Annotated in this window: 19 protein-coding genes and 1 tRNA gene; 16 read left to right on the top strand and 4 right to left on the bottom strand. The window is 51.2% G+C overall.

The annotated features are described in order from the left end of the window. Nucleotides 1-11: 11 nt before the first annotated feature. Nucleotides 12-2,150 (bottom strand): ATP-binding protein, encoded by a 2,139-nt coding sequence (locus B152_RS25450; RefSeq protein ID WP_157231090.1) that lies wholly within the window; start codon nucleotides 2,148-2,150, stop codon nucleotides 12-14. A 52-nt stretch (nucleotides 2,151-2,202) separates the two neighbouring features. Further along, entirely contained in the window at nucleotides 2,203-2,952 is a 750-nt protein-coding gene (locus B152_RS0113980; RefSeq protein WP_020593054.1) for a substrate-binding periplasmic protein, read from the bottom strand. 159 nt (nucleotides 2,953-3,111) lie between these two features. Between B152_RS0113980 and B152_RS0113985 the strand changes: the two genes are divergently transcribed. The 8 genes from B152_RS0113985 to B152_RS0114020 all read left to right on the top strand — a co-directional run bounded on the left by B152_RS0113985 (nucleotide 3,112) and on the right by B152_RS0114020 (nucleotide 11,571). Continuing rightward, nucleotides 3,112-3,705 (top strand): VOC family protein, encoded by a 594-nt coding sequence (locus B152_RS0113985; RefSeq protein ID WP_083921902.1) that lies wholly within the window; start codon nucleotides 3,112-3,114, stop codon nucleotides 3,703-3,705. A gap of 405 nt (nucleotides 3,706-4,110) precedes the next feature. Beyond that, nucleotides 4,111-5,304, top strand: coding sequence for an ectoine hydrolase DoeA (gene doeA / locus B152_RS0113990; RefSeq protein ID WP_033406405.1), 1,194 nt, complete (start codon nucleotides 4,111-4,113; stop codon nucleotides 5,302-5,304). Between the two features lie 27 nt (nucleotides 5,305-5,331). Continuing rightward, a complete protein-coding gene (argE, locus tag B152_RS0113995) occupies nucleotides 5,332-6,495 on the top strand; it encodes an acetylornithine deacetylase (RefSeq protein WP_020593057.1) in 1,164 nt (387 codons plus the stop codon). 88 nt (nucleotides 6,496-6,583) lie between these two features. After that, nucleotides 6,584-7,084 (top strand): Lrp/AsnC family transcriptional regulator, encoded by a 501-nt coding sequence (locus B152_RS0114000; RefSeq protein WP_020593058.1) that lies wholly within the window; start codon nucleotides 6,584-6,586, stop codon nucleotides 7,082-7,084. A gap of 158 nt (nucleotides 7,085-7,242) precedes the next feature. After that, a complete protein-coding gene (locus B152_RS0114005; RefSeq protein ID WP_020593059.1) occupies nucleotides 7,243-8,733 on the top strand; it encodes an NAD-dependent succinate-semialdehyde dehydrogenase in 1,491 nt (496 codons plus the stop codon). A gap of 89 nt (nucleotides 8,734-8,822) precedes the next feature. Beyond that, a complete protein-coding gene (locus tag B152_RS0114010) occupies nucleotides 8,823-10,205 on the top strand; it encodes an aspartate aminotransferase family protein (RefSeq protein WP_020593060.1) in 1,383 nt (460 codons plus the stop codon). A 119-nt stretch (nucleotides 10,206-10,324) separates the two neighbouring features. Further along, nucleotides 10,325-10,414 (top strand) — tRNA-Ser (locus tag B152_RS0114015). 134 nt (nucleotides 10,415-10,548) lie between these two features. Beyond that, entirely contained in the window at nucleotides 10,549-11,571 is a 1,023-nt protein-coding gene (locus B152_RS0114020; RefSeq protein ID WP_020593061.1) for a helix-turn-helix domain-containing protein, read from the top strand. A 20-nt stretch (nucleotides 11,572-11,591) separates the two neighbouring features. Here the strand turns inward: B152_RS0114020 and B152_RS0114025 are convergent, their stop codons facing one another. Together B152_RS0114025 and B152_RS0114030 are read right to left on the bottom strand one after the other, a co-directional pair. Next, nucleotides 11,592-11,945, bottom strand: a complete 354-nt coding sequence (locus B152_RS0114025; RefSeq protein WP_211212208.1) for a hypothetical protein — start codon at nucleotides 11,943-11,945, stop codon at nucleotides 11,592-11,594. A gap of 463 nt (nucleotides 11,946-12,408) precedes the next feature. Next, the gene (locus B152_RS0114030) at nucleotides 12,409-12,822 is read right to left on the bottom strand and encodes a hypothetical protein (RefSeq protein ID WP_020593063.1); all 414 of its coding nucleotides are present in this window, start codon (nucleotides 12,820-12,822) and stop codon (nucleotides 12,409-12,411) included. A 312-nt stretch (nucleotides 12,823-13,134) separates the two neighbouring features. Between B152_RS0114030 and mtgA the strand changes: the two genes are divergently transcribed. From mtgA to B152_RS0114070, 8 genes are all read left to right on the top strand, one after another. Beyond that, nucleotides 13,135-13,863: a monofunctional biosynthetic peptidoglycan transglycosylase gene (gene mtgA / locus B152_RS0114035; RefSeq protein ID WP_020593065.1), complete on the top strand. Its 729-nt coding sequence runs from the start codon at nucleotides 13,135-13,137 to the stop codon at nucleotides 13,861-13,863. Nucleotides 13,864-13,931: 68 nt separating this feature from the next. After that, a complete protein-coding gene (locus B152_RS0114040; protein ID WP_020593066.1) occupies nucleotides 13,932-14,198 on the top strand; it encodes a ribbon-helix-helix domain-containing protein in 267 nt (88 codons plus the stop codon). Next, nucleotides 14,195-14,509, top strand: a complete 315-nt coding sequence (locus B152_RS0114045; protein WP_020593067.1) for a type II toxin-antitoxin system RelE/ParE family toxin — start codon at nucleotides 14,195-14,197, stop codon at nucleotides 14,507-14,509. Before B152_RS0114040 ends, B152_RS0114045 begins: the two co-directional genes overlap by 4 nt. A gap of 90 nt (nucleotides 14,510-14,599) precedes the next feature. Further along, nucleotides 14,600-15,667 carry an aldo/keto reductase gene (locus B152_RS0114050; RefSeq protein ID WP_020593068.1) on the top strand — a complete coding sequence of 356 codons (1,068 nt, stop codon included), beginning with the start codon at nucleotides 14,600-14,602 and terminating at the stop codon, nucleotides 15,665-15,667. Nucleotides 15,668-15,738: 71 nt separating this feature from the next. Beyond that, nucleotides 15,739-16,692 (top strand): sugar-binding transcriptional regulator, encoded by a 954-nt coding sequence (locus B152_RS0114055; protein ID WP_026261562.1) that lies wholly within the window; start codon nucleotides 15,739-15,741, stop codon nucleotides 16,690-16,692. A gap of 217 nt (nucleotides 16,693-16,909) precedes the next feature. After that, nucleotides 16,910-18,226: an ABC transporter substrate-binding protein gene (locus tag B152_RS0114060; RefSeq protein WP_020593070.1), complete on the top strand. Its 1,317-nt coding sequence runs from the start codon at nucleotides 16,910-16,912 to the stop codon at nucleotides 18,224-18,226. Between the two features lie 70 nt (nucleotides 18,227-18,296). Further along, the gene (locus B152_RS0114065; protein WP_020593071.1) at nucleotides 18,297-19,172 is read left to right on the top strand and encodes a carbohydrate ABC transporter permease; all 876 of its coding nucleotides are present in this window, start codon (nucleotides 18,297-18,299) and stop codon (nucleotides 19,170-19,172) included. Nucleotides 19,173-19,175: 3 nt separating this feature from the next. Next, complete coding sequence (locus tag B152_RS0114070; protein ID WP_020593072.1) at nucleotides 19,176-20,006, top strand: carbohydrate ABC transporter permease; 831 nt, start codon at nucleotides 19,176-19,178, stop codon at nucleotides 20,004-20,006. Nucleotides 20,007-20,011 lie beyond the last annotated feature (5 nt).

Here is a 20,011-nt window from a genome sequence, read left to right on the forward strand (position 1 = left end):
CTCGCGCAGAATTATTGTTGCACCACGACTGAAGCAGGCAGAAGGATGAAGACGGTTGTGCCTTCTCCTTCCCGACTTTCCAGTGTGATTTTCCCGTTATGCTGTTCGACAAGTGCTTTGACAATGGAAAGGCCAAGTCCAACACCCTCGTGTTCGCAAATCATGCTGCTTTCAACTCTGGTAAAGGGTTTGAAAATACCTTCTTGTTGATTCTCCGGGATACCTATTCCGTTGTCTGAAATGGCCAGGATGAGATCCCCTGTTCCCTCCCGGGTGGCTGAAATTGTAATTGCCCCGGTCTTTTTGGTGAACTTGATCGCATTGGAGACAAGATTGATGATGATCTGCATAAAGCGCCGTTCATCTGCCTTGATGTGATGAAGGGCGACATCCGGGGTGACATTGAGGATGACTTCCGCCTTGTCGGCACGGTCCTGCATCATCGAGATACACTTCTCGACCACGGCACCAAGATGAACGGTTTCAATCTCAAGCGCCATGTGGCCGGACTCGATTTTTGAAACATCGAGGATGTCGCTGATTATTCCCAGAAGGTACAGCCCCGACGCATTGATGTCACTGGCGTAGGATTTGTAGTGCGGGTTGTCGAGAGGGCCCATGATTTCGTGTTGCATCATCTGGGCAAAGCCGATGACAGCATTCAGGGGCGTTCGCAGCTCGTGGCTCATGTTGTTGAGAAAATCTGTTTTACTTCTATTGGCCAGCTCGGCTTCTTCTTTGGCGGTTGAAAGCTCTTGTGTTCTCTCTTGTACACGGCGTTCGAGCGTTTCCTTGGCTTCCTGGATCAGGATTTCCGCCTTGCGGCGATCCGAGATATCGCGAACAGAGCCACGATAGCCCGTAAAGGTTTTATTCTGATCAAAGATGGGGATGCCACTGACGGATACAGCGATAATGTCGCCATTGTTTCTGGTGCAATGATATTCGAGATTTCGGAAAGGACTTTGTGTTTGCCGGCGCAGCTCAATGTCTTTTTTCCAGTCCCCTTCTTTATTGTCCTGATTTTCGGTGGTGATCAGGTTGGCCAAGGACTGACCGACGAGGTTCTCTGCGGCATCAATACCAATCAGATGGAAGTGACCGGAGATAAAACTAATCGATAAGTTCTCATCGGTTTCCCAGAACAGGTCTGTGACTGTTTCGGCAATATCCCGAAAACGTTTTTCGCTGAATTTCAAGGCTTGTTCAGCGGCTACTCGTTCTGAGATCTCCTGCTGGAGATTGTGCGTGCGTTCTTCGACTCTGGCTTCCAGATCAATATTGGCTGTATTGAGATTTTTATAGGCAATGCGAAGGTTCTGACACATGGCGTTAAAAGCAGATACAACTCGATCCAGTTCATCGGGGTTGCTGGAGGCGCGACGCTTGAGCCGAAACACCGGAGATTGTCCAATGAGACTGTAGCTGCTGGCAAAGTTTGCCAGAGAAACCAGATGCCGGGTGATCAGGTAGTGGACAACATAGAGGATAAAAAACGAGACAAGGAAAGTCTTGATTGCCTGGGTTCCCAGTATCACAAGCGTCTTTTCCCATAAGCGGTGGTAGACACCTTCAAGCGTGGCCTGGATATAGAGAGTACCAATCGTTCGTGCTGTATCACGGTCATTGTAAACAATAGGGAGAGACCAGGAAATGGTGTTGTGCTCGAGGCGTTCCCCAACGGTGACCAGGAGAGGTTTTTTGACTTCGGAAACTGTTTCTTGCACTTCAACAGCCTGAATGTCGGGGAGACGAACAATCCCGCTGAGCTGAATTTTCAGCTGTTCGGTGTCCACATTCCACAGGCTTCCCGCAATACTGTTAAGATAACTGCGTTCGATTTCCAGCAAACGGTCCGATATCGAGTTCACATCCCGGCGGTAGTCGAGATAAAGCTGGGCTGCTGTCAGGATCAGGGTGATCAGTGAGCTGAACAGCAGAATAGCAAAGAGTAATCGCCGCCCTATTCCGCGGCTGAATGGCAAGGGGGAATCGCCTTGCGAAGGCAGCGCGAAATCGTCCGGGCGGTGGGGGCTTGTGATAACAGTTTCTCTCGGGACCTTTGTTTGAGATTCGTAAGCTGCGCTTGCGTTCTTGGTCGAAACAAAGTCGTCACCAGACATTCGAACGATGTCTTTCTTCTTCGACAATTCAGCTTCCTTAAATTCCCTGAATATAACCGCTTGTTGTTTTTTTTATTGGTTAAAAATATGAATTATCGTTCAGCAGACGAGTCAGTGTTCCATCTTCGCCCATTGTTTCTATTACCTTGTTAAGTTCCGGCATGACATCAAGATTGGGTGACTTTCTGGAGCACTGCAAGACAATAGGAATTTTTTTCATAACAAGATAATTATCAAGCAGATCCGGGTAGTTTTCCTGTTTTGCCATATAAAAAATAGTCGGAATAGCACCGGCAATGGCATCAAGACGCTGATGTGCAATCTTTAGCAGGCCTATCTGATAATCTTTGTCGTATTCTTTTTGTAAACTTGTATCGCTATCAAACTCGGGCGTGATTTTGAGGCCCCGAAGCAGGGAAATAGTTAAGGGCTTGAGGTCGTCATAGCTTGAAAGGACTACTCCCTTGCGGGCAATGACGCCAAAAGGCATCTGATAAACTTCCGCACCTTTTTCTACAATAGAAACCCTGCTTTCGCTCCAGAGAATAATCGTACAGTCCTGATCGCCAGATTCGAGGTCCTGATTGATCCGGGCAAAAGGCCTGAGTGAAATCTGTATTTGATGTCCGCTGCGTCTTTCCAGCTCTCGTACAACTTCGGGGAAAGCGCCAATGGGTCGGTCAGAGCCCGGTTCAAAAGAGGCCCAGGGAGCCGTTTCCAGAGTGATAAACTTAAGCTCTCGGGCGTCAGCCTTGGAAAGATATCCCGCGATGAACCCTGTTGCTAACAATGCAAAGACAGTGCTGAAAAATCTCCCTGATTTTTGCATTGAAACCCCACTGAATAACTGTTCAAGAATGACAAAGTTTTTCAAAATTAAGTATTAATTTAGTACGATGGGTTTTTATGTACAACAGAATATCCTGAAGGTTACCAGTTTTACTTTGGGGAAGTATTTAACATAATAAACAGGGGAATAATATTTATCATGTCTATGATTGTAAGCTTATTTCGTCTTATGGTTGTAACGATGTTCCTGCCAGTATTCTCTGCCCACGCCGGGGGGGTAAGGGGGATGGAGCATGTCGGGGTTACCGTGCCAAACCTTGAAGAAGCCGTTAGTTTTTTTAGCGAAAAACTGGGATGCCAAGAGGCCTTTCAGCTTGGCCCATTTGCAGATCCCGAGGGGAGCTGGATGAGCCAGAATGTGGGGACGCACGACAAGGCAACATTAAAAATTTCAGCTCTGAAGTGTGGTAATGCAACCAATGTTGAGCTGTTTGAGTTTACTTCACCGGAGCAGGCGGCCCACTGGCCAAAACGGGAAGATTACGGTGCAACATCTCTGGGATTCTACGTAGATGATATCAAAAGCCTCGTGGAGGAACTCAAATCAAATAATGTCGAGGTTCTGGGCGATATAAAACTGGTTGATCAGGGGCCGATTGCGGGCAGAAGCTGGGTGTATGTCAAGGCGCCTTGGGGGATGCTGATTTTCCTAATGAGCGAACCTGAAGGGATTGCCTATGAGAAACAGCCTGATGCACTTCATCTGTTCAGTCCGCGTAATCTGCCGGAATAATAACACTTATCGTCAGGATGTCTTGAACAGAAGGATAATAGCACCAGGCAGAACTGCACGGGGAGGGGGGCAAATGGATTGTCCGTGACATCGTGACAGAGTCTTTATTGCAGGGTGGTATATTTTAAACACGCAAAAACGCTGATCAGGATTTGGTCAGTGTTTTTGTGTGAAGGAACCAAGGGCAGCAGGAAAACGACGTGGTTCCCCTTTGCCGATAAAAATCAGGTGCGACCTCGGCATTTTCCGATAGCTATTCTGATTTACTGCCAGACAACAGAAGGACCTCCGGTCAAAGTTAGGGCAGAATGTCTGCAAACTGGTATAGCGATACAGTCATATAATCCAGTCTGTAAGGTGATGATGAGCTCGTTGATATTTGAGGCGCTGGGCAAAGGAAATCTCATGGCGTTGAATCCCGCAGGAATAGAGTTGAGTTTCGATCTTTCAGAATATGGTGCTCGTCTGGCAAAGACTCGACTGGCGATGCAATCTGCAGGGGTTGACTGTCTGGTTGTGACAGATCCCTCCAATATGGCCTGGCTGACAGGCTATGATGGCTGGTCATTTTATGTACATCAGTGTGTGCTTGTAACGGGTGAGGGGCAGCCGATCTGGTTTGGTCGTTCCATGGATGCAAACGGTGCCAAGCGAACCTGTTATCTGTCCCACGATAATATTATCGGCTATGCGGACCATTATGTTCAGTCCACCGAACGTCACCCCATGGACCTGCTGGCGTCAATCCTGGAAGACAAGGGATTTGGCAAAGCCAGTATTGGCGTTGAAATGGACAACTATTATTTCTCTGCTGCGGCCTATGCGTCGCTGGTGCGTCATCTGCCGAATGTTATATTTAAAGACACGACCAATCTGGTGAACTGGCAGCGGGCGGTGAAATCTGCGCAGGAACTGAACTACATGCGCAAGGCAGGTAAAATTGTCGAGGTCATGCACCAGCGTATCCGTGAAACCGTCAAGCCAGGTTTGCGCAAAAACGAACTGGTAGCTGAAATTTATGACGCAGGCCTGCGAGGTGTGGAAGGCGCGGGTGGAGACTATCCGGCCATCGTTCCTTTGCTGCCTTCCGGTGCGGATGCCTCGGCTTCGCATCTGACATGGGATGATCGCCCGATGCGTTCCGGCGAAGGGACTTTTTTCGAGATCGCGGGCTGTTATAAACGCTATCATTGTCCTCTGTCGCGGACGGTTTTCCTTGGCAAGCCTGAGCAGAAATTCCTCGATGCGGAAAAGGCCGTGCTCGAAGGGATGGAAGCTGGTCTTGAACAGGCCCGGGTTGGCAATTTCTGTGAGGACATTGCCAATAGCTTCTTCGCGGTTCTGAAAAAGCATGGCATCATAAAAGACAGTCGCACTGGCTATTCCATCGGATTGTCCTACCCGCCGGACTGGGGCGAGCACACCATGAGCCTGCGCAAAGGGGATCGCACAGTACTGGAGCCGGGGATGACCTTTCATTTTATGACTGGTTTGTGGCTTGAAGACTGGGGACTGGAGATCACCGAAAGTATTGTGATTGGAGACAGAGGGCCGGAATGCCTGTCTGCTGTCCCCCGTGAACTGTTTGTTATTTCCTAAAAAAGACAGAGAAAAAGACAGATCTTTATGTCGGATACACTAAGCCTCACCAAAGACATTCTCGCCAAACTGGTTGCCTTTGAAAGCCTGTCCGGTCTATCGAACCTGGCGATGATTGATTATATCAGGGAGTATCTGGAGCAGCAGGGAATTTCCTCGTCTCTCAGCTATGACGAAACCGGATTACGCGCCAATCTCTATGCCACTATTGGCCCGGAAGTTGACGGGGGGGTGGTACTCAATGGTCATACAGACGTGGTGCCGACCAGAGGTCAGGAATGGAGCGCTGATCCTTTCACCTTGCTGGAAAAGCAGGGGCGGCTCTATGGGCGAGGGGCGGTCGATATGAAAGGCTTCCTCGCCTGTAGTCTGGCGATGGTGCCCGAGTTCAAAAAACAGGCACTCAAACGGCCGATCCATGTATCGTTTTGTTATGACGAGGAAATCGGCGGCTTTGGGGCTCCAGTGCTTGCTGAAGACATCATATCCAAATCGATCACCCCCGCCATTGCCATCGTCGGAGAGCCGACAGGGATGCAGTTGGTCACCGGTCACAAGGCCGGTTTGGAACTCCAGACTGAATTTGACGGTTTCGAGGTCCATGCGTCGGACCCGGGCAAGGGGGTGAATGCGATTGAATATGCCACCCTCTATATTGATAAAATTCTGGATATCAAAGCCGAACTGGCGGCAAAGCCGGTATCCGGTTCACCTTTCGAGCCTCCCTATTCGACCTGTAATATCGGCCAGATCCAGGGCGGGATTGCAACGAACATTACAGCGGGAAGCTGTGTGATCAACTGGGAGATCCGCCCAATCCCCGGGGATGACGGCTATGCCATTCTCGAGCGGATCAAGAACCATGCAGAAACCGTACTGGTTCCAAAAATGCGCAAAGTTTATCCCCAAGCTGAAATCCGGACCAAACTTCTTGCGGATGTGCCGGCGCTTTTGGCCAGCGAGGATTCTCCCGCCGTCAATCTGATCCGGAAAATTACCGGCAGCAATGCCAGCGAAGTTGTTTCTTTCGGGACAGATGCGGGGCATTTCGAACGGGTCGGGATCTCGACGGTGGTTTTTGGCCCCGGCTCGATTGAACAGGCGCACAAGCCGGATGAATATATCGAGATTTCTGAGCTCAAGCGCTGTCTGGCATTCCTGGGCGATCTCGCCAGGCATCAGGCAAGTTGATGATGTCTGTTGCTGTTTGGGGGCTTGTCATTACCGGGAGAACCCCGTTAAGTAAGGTGGCTTTTCCTAAAAACATTCTGGTAAGACGATGCAGATAGCAGGACTTCGACTGGATGATCGTGATCTCGCGATCCTCAATATCCTCCAGACCGAGGGCCGGATCACCAAAGCCGCGCTGGCCGAGCGGGTCAATCTTTCGCCAACACCTTGTTGGGAAAGACTGAAACGACTGGAGCAGGCTGGTTTAATCGAAAGCTATGAGGCGCGCCTGTCTCTCAAGGCTTTTTCTCCGGTAACGATTGTTTTTATGGAAGCGGAGCTCGACAGCCACAAGGCCGAGGATTTTGACCGTTTTGAAGCGGCGATGGCCGATTATCCCGAGATTGTGGAATGCTGGGCCGTCGGGGGCGGCATTGATTATGTCCTGCGTATTCTGACCCGGGATATCGACAGCTATCAGCGCCTGGTAGACCGGTTGCTCGAAGCCAAGATCGGGTTGCGCCGGTACTTTTCCTATGTGGTGACAAAGCCGGTCAAGCATCAGACGGCACTGCCGCTGGATCTGCTTACTTCTGATCTGACGGAATAGGGCTCTACTCCTTTCCCGGGTACTATTCTTCCCTTAAAGAGGAAGCCTCCTCTTCTTTATAGAATAGCAGTGTTCTTCTCTTAATTCCCACCTGTCTTTAGATGCACCTTCGCCGGGAACTCCCCCATGATGGCACTCATCAAACAGGAGCAAGAGCCATGCAACAGACAGTAAACGAGAAAAGTCGGTCGTCCGCCTTTGGGGATTTGAATGACCCCCGACTTTTCAGAGAATTCAGCTATATCAACGGTGAATGGTGTGCTGCGGGTTCTGGCAGTACTGTTCTCGTGACAGATCCGGCAACACAACAGATGCTCGGGGCTGTGCCCAAAATGTCCGGCGTGGAAAGTGCACGGGCGGTGGATGCTGCTCAGGCTGCCTTCCCCGGCTGGGCTGCCCGCCTGCCACAGGAACGTTCAGCGATATTGCGGCGCTGGTTCGAGCTGCTGAAACAGCACCGAGAGGATCTGGCGTTGATCATGACGCTGGAACAGGGCAAACCGATTTCGGAAGCCCGCGGCGAGATCGACTATTCGGCTGACTTTGTCGAATTTTATGCCGAAGAAGCCAAGCGGCCCAATATTGAAAGCGTGACGTCCCATATGGCCGGGGGCGAGGTCGAGGTCTGGCGCGAGCCCTGTGGTGTGGCTGCGCTGGTGACGCCCTGGAATTTTCCCAATGCCATGATCACCCGCAAGGCAGCTGCGGCCATGGCGGCAGGTTGCAGCTGTGTGGTCCATCCTTCGAAGGAGACACCGTTTTCGGCGACGGCGCTGGCTGAACTGGCTGAACGTGCTGGCTTTCCGCCGGGCGTGTTCAATGTGGTGACTGGAGAGCCAGCCGAAATTGTCGAGCCCTGGACCGCAGACAGCCGGGTGCGGGTGGTCTCCTTTACCGGGTCAACCGAGATCGGGCGGCTGCTCTATGCCCAGTCCGCGCCGACAATCAAGCGTCTGGTGATGGAGCTTGGCGGACATGCGCCCTTTATAGTTTACGGGGACGCGGATGTTGATCACGCCGTGACCTGTGCCATTGCGGCGAAATTTGCCACTTCCGGGCAGGATTGTCTCGCGGCCAACCGGATTTTTATCGAGCGTCCGCTCTACGAGGAGTTCGCTGAAAAATTCACCGCGGCGACCAAAGCGCTGAGCATTGGCCCGGGGCTGGATGATCCGGATATCGGCCCCTTGATGAACGAGGCGGCAATGAAAAAGCAGGAAGCCCATGTGGCGGATGCGCTGGCGCAGGGCGGTACGCTGTTGTGCGGAGGAAAACGGCATGCACTTGGACCGCTGTTCTTTGAACCAACAGTTCTCGGGAATGTGCCTTCCACGGCCCGGGTGTTTTTTGAGGAGACTTTTGGCCCTGTGGCCTGCTTGACACCCTTTGAACCCGGTGAAGATATCATCGCCCGGGCAAATGACAGTGAATACGGGTTGGTGGCCTATGTACATACGCGTGATGCCAAGCGGGTCTACACCGCCAGCCGGGCATTGCAGTACGGGATGGTTGCGATCAACCGGACCAAACTGACCGGCGCACCGATTCCCTTTGGCGGGATGAAACAGTCCGGCCTTGGGCGGGAAGGCGCGCGTCAGGGCATGGAAGCCTTCACCGAAATCAAATACGTCTGCCGCAACTTTTTGTGACAGGCTTCATGTAACGACATTAGACTTCAGGAAAAAAGACTGGCCCGAACAGGTAACTTCAGACGGGCTGGAAAACGAGGAACAGAACCATGCTGAAAAATGATCAACTTGCCGAATGGGATCGCGAGAACTTCTTTCATCCCTCCACACATCTGGCACAGTTCGCTCGGGGAGATCTGGGCAACCGGATTATTTCTGGCGGTGAAGGGCTTTATATCGAAGACCGCGACGGCACCCGCCTGATGGATGCCTTCGCCGGGCTCTATTGTGTCAACATCGGCTATGGACGTCAGGAAGTGGCTGAAGCCATCGCCAAGCAGGCCAAAGAGCTTGCCTATTATCACTCTTATGTTGGACATGGGACAGAAGCTTCGATCACCCTGGCCAAGATGATCATGGACCGTGCCCCGGCCAACATGTCGAAAGTCTATTTTGGCCTGTCCGGTTCGGATGCCAACGAAACCAACATCAAGCTGGTCTGGTACTACAACAACGTGCTCGACCGCCCGAAAAAGAAAAAGATCATCTCGCGCTGGCGCGGTTATCATGGCTCCGGTCTGATGACAGGTTCTCTGACCGGGCTGGAGCTGTTCCACAACAAGTTTGACCTGCCGCTGTCACAGGTGGTGCACACCGATGCCCCCTATTATTTCCGCCGCGCGGATGTTGGGCAGAGTGAAGCAGACTTTGTCAAACAATGTGCTGACAGCCTCGAAGCCCTGATCGCCCGGGAAGGGGCCGATACAATCGCCGCCTTTATCGGGGAGCCGGTTCTGGGGACAGGCGGGATCGTGCCGCCACCAGCAGGATACTGGAAAGCGATCCAGGCGGTGTTGAAAAAACACGATATTCTGCTGATTGCGGATGAAGTCGTGACCGGCTTCGGGCGTCTGGGCAGCATGTTTGGTTCGGCGCACTATGACATCGAGCCTGATATCATCACCATCGCCAAGGGTCTGACGTCGGCCTATGCGCCGCTTTCCGGTTCGATTGTGTCAGACAAGGTCTGGAAGGTTCTGGAAGAAGGTACAGACAAGCTTGGCCCGATTGGTCATGGTTGGACCTACTCTGCCCATCCGATTGGGGCGGCGGCAGGTGTTGCCAACCTCAAGCTGATTGATGATCTGAAACTGGTCGATAACGCCCGTGACACCGGGGCTTATTTCAATCAGGGCCTCAAGGCGGCGCTGGATGATATCTCTATTGTCGGCGATGTTCGCGGCGAAGGGATCCTGGCGGCGATCGAATTTGTCAAAGACCGGGACAGCAGGGAATTCTTTGATCCGGCGCTGAAGGTTGGACCCCAGGTTGCCACGGCTCTGCTGGAGCGCAGCAAGGTCATTGGCCGGGCCATGCCACAGGGCGATATCCTCGGCTTTGCCCCGCCACTCTGCATGACCCGTACGGAGGCGGATCTGATTATTGAAGCCGCCCGCGATGCGATCCAGTCGGTTGCGGCCAAGCTCGGCTAGATCCTTCGGATCGTTCAGTTAACAAACCCGGCTGCGGATTTTTTTCATCCAGAGCCGGGTTTGTTGCTGTTGGGGGCTGGACAGAAAGCCTTCGCTGGATTAGCACTAGGTCCTGTTACGGAGAGGTGCCGGAGTGGCTGAACGGGGCGGTCTCGAAAACCGTTGTGCTTGCAAAAGTACCGAGGGTTCGAATCCCTCCCTCTCCGCCAGTTGGTTTCCAAACCTGACTGCTATCCTTCTTTCTCAATTTTTTCATGTTTGATAAATGGTATCAGCCAGTTGAGCACCATGTGATAGTGTACTTAGTATTGCAAAAAACCAAAAAACGTGTTGCCAATTGAACATGATTGATTTTCCTGTCGTATGGTTGGTAAGTGTTTTAACGGTAATTGCTGCGGTTACTTTGGCGCAAAGTGACCGCATTATAAGTCGTGCACGTGTGTTTCTTTGCCTATACTTGCTTTGTTTGGGTGGTATCGGCTTCATATTGGGGCTGCGTCTATCTTTTGATAGTAAAACTGCTGCATCCATCCAGCCTTTTATTGCTGTGATGTCGGGGCCATCGGCTTACCTTGGTTTTCGTGCTTTATCTGTGGAGACAGATTCCCACTGGTATCGGGTGCTATTTTGGACAGCGGTATCCGTTTTTATTGCTGTCGTTCTGATTCTTCTACCGATTCCCATATCTGCTGATTTTTATATACTCACAATTAATAGTCTCTATCTCACTATGATTGCAGGCTTACTTCGTCTGGGGTCCGACGATTTTTTTCACGTATCTTCATGGGGATACAAGCAACTCAGACAGGCTATTTACGCTACATTGTTTTTGCTGGGTATTATGATTGCTGTTGACGGTTTGATCGCGGCTGCCAGTTTGTTTGCGACGAAACCATTCATGCTGGAGCTTCTAAGCGGTGTGTCAGGTATCTTTGCTGCATTTATTTTTATCGTCGCACTCATTGGGCTTCCACTGGTTTTCAAAACGCCTGAAAACGCAAAGGAAAAACTGGAGCCCACGACTGCAGAGGATAGAGTTATACTGGAAGCTATCGAAGTGCTTTTAAGCGAACAAAAACTTTATAAAGACAGTAGCCTAACATTAGTGCGTGTCGCAAAACGTCTGTCTGAACCGGCAAGGAGGGTGTCCATTGCCACCAACAGAGCGACAGGCGAGAATTTTTCCCGTTATGTGAACGGTTATCGTATTCGCCATGCAAAGCGGGCTCTAGCGGAAACCGATTTATCAATAACCGAGGTTATGTTTGAATCAGGCTTTATATCCAAATCAAGTTTTAATACAGAATTTCGAAGAATCACGGGGCAAACTCCGACTCAGTATCGAGCAAGTCAGGCAGGCGGCTAATGTCGCCTGCCTTTGCGCTTTCACTTTTCCTGTGGTGAGCAAGGTATACGTGTTGTTTCCACCCCCCAGATTTCAGCTAGGAGATTACGTCCAGGGTTAAAGACAAAGTTGAAGCTTTCGCTGAGCCCGGACTCAATAATTATATCTGCAGAAGGGTGGTCATTTCTGCTAATTCGGAAATCCTCACTTACAATATCATGGCCTTTGACCAGCTCTTTTGCGACACGTCTACTCTTGATCACAAAAATCACAGGATCAATCGTTTGAGCCGAGATTGTGTCACCGCCAAAATCTCCTGCAACAAACCTGAGAGGAAAGGTCAGGCAATAGCCAGTTTCATCACTTCGCAGGATGACGTCACCCTGACCCGCCATCCCACGCAAGTCCAGGAGGGTGGCCTGGCGAGGGCTTTCGATCTGTACAATTCCAAATGCGCCGCTAGGTATAAAATGGCCGCTATCAGTTGTTACGGCATTTCTGGTTATCCATACGTTGTTTTCCTTTGTGGCCTCCGCAAAGACAGATTGCAAATTGAGAGACAGCAGCAAAACTGTGTACAAAACACAGAGGAAATTTTTTGGCATGAGCATTGTTCAGGTTCCTTTGAAATATTGATGTCAAGGCTCTGCATCGAGCCAGGTTATAGCTATTCAAAGGAACTTTTGTGTCTTGTGAGCCCTGAAACATGATTGAACACGTTCGGAAACGTATTTCCGAACGTGCCAGACAGTCTGAGGCTCCGGTTATCGTTGCGCCTCCTGTTGTCTTATTGTCGATCTTGTCGAATTGTTCAGGTGACCTTCCTGGAGATGAGCGGGTGCTAGGTAAAAAAATCTCTTAGGTCGTATCCAGACGGTATTTTAAAAATGTGGTACCTTCGTGCTCTGTTTTCTTGACAAATTTCGCCCCCAGTCTGTTCAGAGCACCCAGGTTTTTGCGGGAAGGGGGTAAAAGAAATGTCACATATGGAATGCGTGCATCCGTACGGGCAAAGGCCAGTGCTTGCCTCGTGATTACTCCGCCAAGACCAAAAAAATCCGGCTTTAGTACCAGTCCGTAGTCCCATTCATCGCCTTCTTTCTGGAAACCGCCCCATCCGACATAGCTGTCGTTACAGAGGATGGCCCAGTGGCCCAGACCGTCGCGATTCCAGTAGCGTTCCTTGGAGGCAATAAAGCGGGTGGCTGCATCAAGATCCCAGCTGACAGGTTCCAGAAGTGGCATATGTTCTGCCAGGCGGGGATCAGACATATGAGCTGCGATTTCCTCAGGTGAAATGAGGGATAACCTTGCAAAGGTGATTTTTGAGTTAGAAGGCGCATTCATTATCATTGCCCGATGCGGCGATATTCAAGCCAGTGTTTGTATCAGTCTTTGGGTGGACCATCAGCACAGTAAAAAGCCTCCTAAGCAAGTCCCAGATACGTCATTAAAGATCACGATTTTGTGGTGTTAGAAATCCCGGTTGGAAGGGAGCGACAGATAAACTGTTTTACTTATAAGCTTTATGTGAAGCATATCGTGAAACCTTGTGCCGGGCGCAGGGATGGATAAACTGGTCGGATGTCGCGTCAGGGGACGAAAACAGACAGGAGCGGGGGCAAAGTCATCGCTAGACGTAAACCCATACAGCTATTATTGCGGCGTCTGCTCTGGGCAGGTCTGTTTGTCGGGCTGGTTTTCCCGGTAGCGGTTATCCTGTTCTATCGCCTGCTGCCGCCACTGGTCACGCCGCTGATGCTGCTTCGCGATGCGCCGATGCAGTATGATTTTGTCGAGCTGGAGCTTATTTCCCCGAGCCTCATTCAGGCGGTTCTGGTCTCGGAAGACCAGCAGTTTTGTGAACACAACGGTTTTGACTGGAAGCAGATGGGCATCGTCTGGGATGAACTGCTGCATACCGGATCAGCTTCGCGCGGGGCCAGCACCATTTCCATGCAGACCGCCAAAAATCTGTTCCTCTGGCCCTCGCGCAGCAAAGTGCGCAAGCTGCTGGAAGTACCGCTGACCCTGATGCTGGAAACCCTGTTGCCCAAGCGCCGTATCCTGGAGCTTTATCTCAATATTGCGGAGTTTGGCGAGGGGGTTTATGGCGCAGAAGCCGCCGCCCGGGCACATTTCAACCGTGATGCCAAAGGACTAACGCGTGGGCAGGCCGCGCGTCTTGCCGCAGTTCTGCCAAACCCGCTGGAGCGCAATGCCGGGAGTCCGAGCCGGAATGTCCAGAACCGGGCAAACCAGATTTCCGGGCAAATCCGGATAGCTCCTGCTGCACTGTGGTCTTGTCTTTAAATGCAGGGGGTGTTGTTTGTGTCTTCAATATTCATTATATTGAAGACTTGAAGTCAGGAGACTAATTTATGTCGCGAACAACAACGATGACAGTAAGGCTCAGTGGTGCGCTCAGGGATTTTGTTGCGGCTAATGTCAGCGAAGCCGGGAATTATGAAAATGTGAGTGAATATGTCCGTGATTTGATCCGGCGTGACAAGGAACGGGTAGAGCAGGAAGCTTTTGATCGACTTAAGGCTGAATTGACACAAGCCTTTACTGCACCTGATTCCTCTTACCAGCCGCTTTCGGCTGCCGAGATTGTGGCTCGAAACAGAACTATGGCCGGGAAATGACGGCTTTTTGTATTCAAGAAGCTGCTGCCTTTCGTATTGATGAAATTTATTGTTATACGCGGGATCGTTGGGGTGAGGATCAGGCTGTCCGCTATGTCGAAGGTCTTTTTGAAGCTTTTGGTAAGATCGGGAGCCAGGAAATACGTTCGAGACCGGTACCTGCAGAATTTGGCGTCACGGGTTACTACTTCTGCTATCAGAAACACTTTGTCTATTGGAAGCTGTTAAGTAATGGCGATATTGGTATTGTAACAATCTTGCATGAGCGCATGCACCAGATTGACCGCTTTAAGAGAAATTTTGAAGAATAAGCCTTCCGATTTTCTCTACCTCTGACCATTCCACCTTGAATCTCTCTGGACAAGCGCCATCTAACCCTGTGTTCATAAAAGGGGAAATTAATGAAATATACCAAGCTTGGAACATCTGGTCTCAAGGTCAGCCGTATCGCTTTGGGGACCATGACCTGGGGTGTGCAGAACACGCAGGAACAGGCGTTTGAGCAGATGGATTATGCGCTGGCCCAGGGGGTGAATTTCTGGGACACGGCTGAAATGTATAGCATTCCACCAACGCCTGCGACCTATGGTACAACGGAAACCATCATCGGCAACTGGTTTCGCGCTCGTGGCAAGCGGGACGACGTCATCATGGCGACGAAGTTTTCGCCTGTATCCTGGGCACGGGGGGAAGCCAACCCGACAACCAGTAAAAAAAGTTTGATGACGGCGGTTGAAGAAAGTCTGAAACGTCTGCAAACCGACTACATTGACCTCTATCAGCTACACTGGCCGACAAACCGTCCGAACTATCATTTTGCCAACTGGTGGACTTTTGAGCCCGCCCGTGGTGCTGAAGCCAAGCAACAGATTATCGAGAACAAGCTTGAAACGCTGAACACGCTGCAGGACTGTATCCAGCAGGGGAAAATCCGCCATATCGGCCTGTCCGATGATTCTGCCTGGGGTATCAAGCAGTTTGTTGATCTGGCCGAAAAGCATAATCTGCCGCGTATGGTCAGCGTCCAGAATGAATACAGCCTGTTGCGCCGCCGCGATGACCATGATGTTGCCGAAGTCTGCGCCCTTGAGGACGTGGCTTATCTGCCCTGGTCGCCGCTGGCCATGGGGGTTCTGAGCGGCAAATATCTGGAGGGACAGTTTCCGGTCGGGACGCGCTTTTCAAAAGAGATCATGGGCGACCAGTGGGATCGCTTCAACACCCGCGTGTCATTGCATGTCGACGGTGCCGTGAAGGCTTATATGGAGGTTGCGCGCAAGCACGGCCTTGATGTTTGCCAGATGGCTATTGCCTTTACGCTTAACAGACCCTGGGTTGCCAGCCCGATTATCGGGGCCACGACAATGGCGCAGCTGAAAAGCAATGTCGCTGCCGCTAATCTGGAGCTTTCGCCTGATTGCCTTGCGGATATCCACAAGGTTTATCGGGATTATCCGGTTACTTTCTAAGCAGGGAATTGCCAGCAGGAACGTTGCTTATCTGTTGAGCAAAGGCTTGATTGCATGGTAAGTGTGCTGGCATGGCAAGACAAAGTGATAACACGCGTAATCGTTTGGAAGATGCCGCCCGTGCCGGGTGGCTCTACTACGTGGCGCAGAATACGCAAGACGAAATAGCAGAGAAAATGGGCGTGTCCCGGCAATCTGCCCAGCGTCTTGTCGCGATGGCTATGCGGGAGCGTCTGGTCAAGTTTCGGCTTGACCACCCCATCGCCCGCTGCCTTGATCTTGCCCAGCGGCTTAAGGACCGTTTCGGGCTCGACTATTGCGAGGTGACGTTGGCAGATCCCTCTTCGGATGATCCGGCTCTGGGGATCGCCAACGTTGCCGCCGCAGAAATGGAAAAACAGCTCAAATCCGATCGCCCGCTTGTGATGGCGCTGGGGACAGGGCGAGAAATTCGCAGTGCTGTCGAACAGATGTCCCCCATGGTTTGCCCCCACCACAAGGTTGTTTCGCTGGTTGGTAATTTGGCGCCGGATGGTTCAGCCAGTTTTAATGATGTCATTATGCGTATTGGGGATACTGTTCAGGCACCCCATTACCCCATGGCTGTCCCCGTGGTGGCGACCTCGATGGAAGAACGCAGAATCCTTTGTGCGCAAAAACCGATCCAAAGCAATATTGTTTTGGCCCAGTCCGCGGATATTTCCTTTGTCGGTGTTGGCGAAATCAACGACAGGCCGCCTCTTTTGACAGACGGGTTTATTACCGGAGTAGAGCTGGCGGCATTGATCAAATCGGGCGGTGCGGGGGAAATTCTTGGCTGGGTTTTTGACAAGGATGGTGTTTTGCTTGACCACCCGCACAATGACCGGGTCGCGAGCGTGCCTTTAAGTGTACCTGCATCAAAACCGATTATCGGCGTTGCGCGGGGGCCAGACAAGCTGCGGGCCATCCATAGTGCGCTCAAGGGGCATTGGCTTACAGGTCTGATCACAGACGAAACCACAGCTGCCGCCCTTTCAGCATAATTTCTTTAAAATTGCGTCTCATTTTTCGCTGTAATTTCAACAGGTTTTATTTCTTGTTCGCAATTTTTCTCAGCTGAGGAAGGCGATTGAGAAACAAAGTTGTTGACTCTTTGTGCATAGAGATCGAATATTTGCCCAATAATATAGCAAATGCCCAATTTGTTGAGCAAGGGCATTGCGGGAGTTCACATCTGGGATAAAGCTAAGGGAGATATCCATGTTTAAAGCAGGAGTCTGTGCGGTTACAGGTGCGGTGTTGGCCACATTTCTGGCGGGTCAAGCCGACGCAGCTACGAAACTTACCATCGCAACAGTGAACAACGGCGATATGGTTCGCATGCAGAAGCTGGCTGATGATTTTACAACCAAGAACCCTGATATCGAGCTGGAGTGGGTAACACTGGAAGAAAATATCCTGCGCCAGCGGGTGACAACTGATATCGCGACCAAGGGTGGTCAGTACGACGTTATGACAATCGGAACTTATGAAGTTCCGATCTGGGGTGAAAAGGGCTGGCTGGTTTCCCTGAATGATCTGCCGAGTTCTTATGATGTTGATGATCTGTTGCCCGCAATCCGGGGGGGGCTGACCGTCAATGATCAGCTCTATGCTTCGCCGTTCTATGGCGAAAGTTCCATGGTGATGTACCGCAAGGACCTGATGGCCAAGGCCGGGATGGAGATGCCAAAAGCACCAACCTGGGATTTCATTGGCAAGGCTGCACGGGCCATGACCGATAAAGAAAATGAAATTTATGGTGTATGCCTGAGGGGCAAGGCTGGCTGGGGGGAAAACATGGCTTTCCTTACTGCCATGTCCAATTCCTTTGGCGCGAAGTGGTTCGATATGGACTGGAAACCCCAGTTCACAGGCGAGGCCTGGAAAAAGACGCTGGGCTTCTATATCGACCTGATGAATGATGCCGGCCCTCCAGGAGCATCTTCCAACGGCTTTAACGAAAACCTGGCTTTGTTTCAGTCCGGCAAATGTGGAATGTGGATCGATGCGACTGTCGCGGCTTCGTTTGTAACCAATCCGAAAGACAGCAAAGTTGCTGATGAGGTTGGTTTTGCTCTGGCACCCGATGCGGGACTTGGGAAACGCGGCAACTGGCTCTGGGCCTGGAGCCTTGGCATTCCTGCTGGCTCGCAGAAAACGGATGAAGCCAAGAAATTTGTCTCCTGGGCAACATCGAAAGAATACCTGGCTCTGGTGGCATCCGAGGAAGGCTGGGCCAACGTCCCACCGGGCACACGTACATCCCTGTATGAAAATCCGGAGTACGCAAAAGTACATTTTGCACAGATGACAATTGACAGTATTAACGCGGCAGACCCGACCAAACCCACTGTTGATCCTGTTCCCTATGTCGGGGTGCAGTTTGTGGCCATCCCTGAATTCCAGGGAATTGCGACTTCAGTCGGGCAGCAGTTTTCTGCGGCGCTTGCAGGTGCTATGAGTGTGGATGAGGCGCTGGAAAGCGCGCAAGCTCTGACAGAGCGGTCAATGAAGAAGGCCGGCTATATAAAATAGTCTATCCTTATCGTGGGGGCGGTTTTACTTAACCGTCCCCACCTACCTCTTGACCCGAATTTGGGAGCACATGATGGCCACAGACCATTCCCGTATTGCGGCTCGATTAATGATCTCTCCAGCAGTGCTGCTTCTGCTCGGCTGGATGGTCGTGCCTCTGTCCATGACGATCTATTTTTCTTTTCTCAGTTACAATTTGTTGTCACCGGGAACTGAAGAGTGGATTGGGCTGGTAAACTATGAGTTTTTCCTGACAGACCCGGCCTTTTTTGCAGCACTTGGTAATACATTGCTGCTTGTCGGTGGTGTTCTGCTGATCACTATTGTCGGTGGTGTCGGGTTAGCTCTGCTTCTTGACCAGCCGATGTGGGGGCAGGGGATTGTGCGCATTTTGATGATCGCTCCGTTCTTTGTGATGCCAACGGTTTCAGCGCTGGTGTGGAAAAACATGTTCATGAATCCTGTGAACGGACTGTTTGCCCATCTTGCCAAGTTTCTCGGGGTTGCCCCGTTTGATTTCCTTGCGCATGCGCCGTTGTTTTCAGTCGTCATCATTGTGGCCTGGCAGTGGTTACCCTTTTCCACGCTGATCCTCCTGACTGCAATGCAGTCGCTGGATCAGGAACAGCTTGAAGCGGCCAAGATGGATGGAGCAAAGAAATTCCGGCGTTTTTTTCATATTGTGCTGCCGCATCTCTCACGGGCGATCACGGTTGTTATTCTTATTCAGACGATCTTTCTGCTGTCGATCTTTGCCGAAATCCTGGTCACGACCAATGGAGGACCTGGCTATGCATCTACAAACATCACCTATCTGGTGTATGCGCAATCGCTGTTGCAATTCGATGTCGGCGGTGGATCAGCAGGCGGCATTATTGCGGTCATCCTCGCCAATATTGTTGCGGTCTTCCTGATGCGCATGATTGGCAAGAATCTGGAGGCTTAAGATATGCAAACAGCACTCTTTGACCATAAAAAAGCTTTGGTAACAGTTTGTGCCTGGGCTATTGGTCTGGCCATTTTCTTTCCGATTTTGTGGACCATCTTGACAGGTTTCAAAACCGAGGCCGATGCCATTGCGTCTCCGCCTTTATTTATGGGATTCGACTGGACCCTGGAAAATTATAACGAGGTTCTCGAGCGCTCAAACTATTTTCGCCACTTTATGAACTCGGTGGTGATTTCGGTCGGCTCCACCCTTCTCGGGCTTTTGATCGCGATCCCGGCTGCCTGGGCTATGGCCTTTGTGCCAGCCAAGCACACCAAAGACATTTTGATGTGGATGCTCTCAACCAAGATGCTTCCACCGGTGGGGGTTCTGATCCCGATTTATCTGATGTTTCGGGATGGTGGATTACTGGATACCCGTTCGGGGCTGGTGCTGGTGCTGACAATGATCAACCTGCCGATCATCATCTGGATGCTCTACACCTACTTCAAGGAAATACCTGGTGAAATTCTTGAAGCTGCGCGGATGGATGGGGCGACCCTCTGGTCCGAGATTGTCTATGTCCTGACACCAATGGCCGTTCCCGGAATTGCCTCAACCTTGTTACTGAATGTGATCTTGGCCTGGAACGAAGCGTTTTGGACATTGAACCTGACGGCAGCGGAGGCTGCGCCTTTGACCGCCTTTATCGCAAGTTATTCCAGCCCTGAGGGACTGTTTTACGCAAAACTTTCTGCTGCCTCGACCATGGCGATCGCACCCATTCTGATTATGGGCTGGTTTAGCCAGAAACAATTGGTTCGCGGTCTTACCTTTGGCGCAGTGAAATAGGAACG

The sequence above is a fragment of the Kiloniella laminariae DSM 19542 genome, from assembly GCF_000374005.1.
In the GTDB taxonomy this organism is placed as follows: Bacteria; Pseudomonadota; Alphaproteobacteria; order Kiloniellales; family Kiloniellaceae; genus Kiloniella; species Kiloniella laminariae.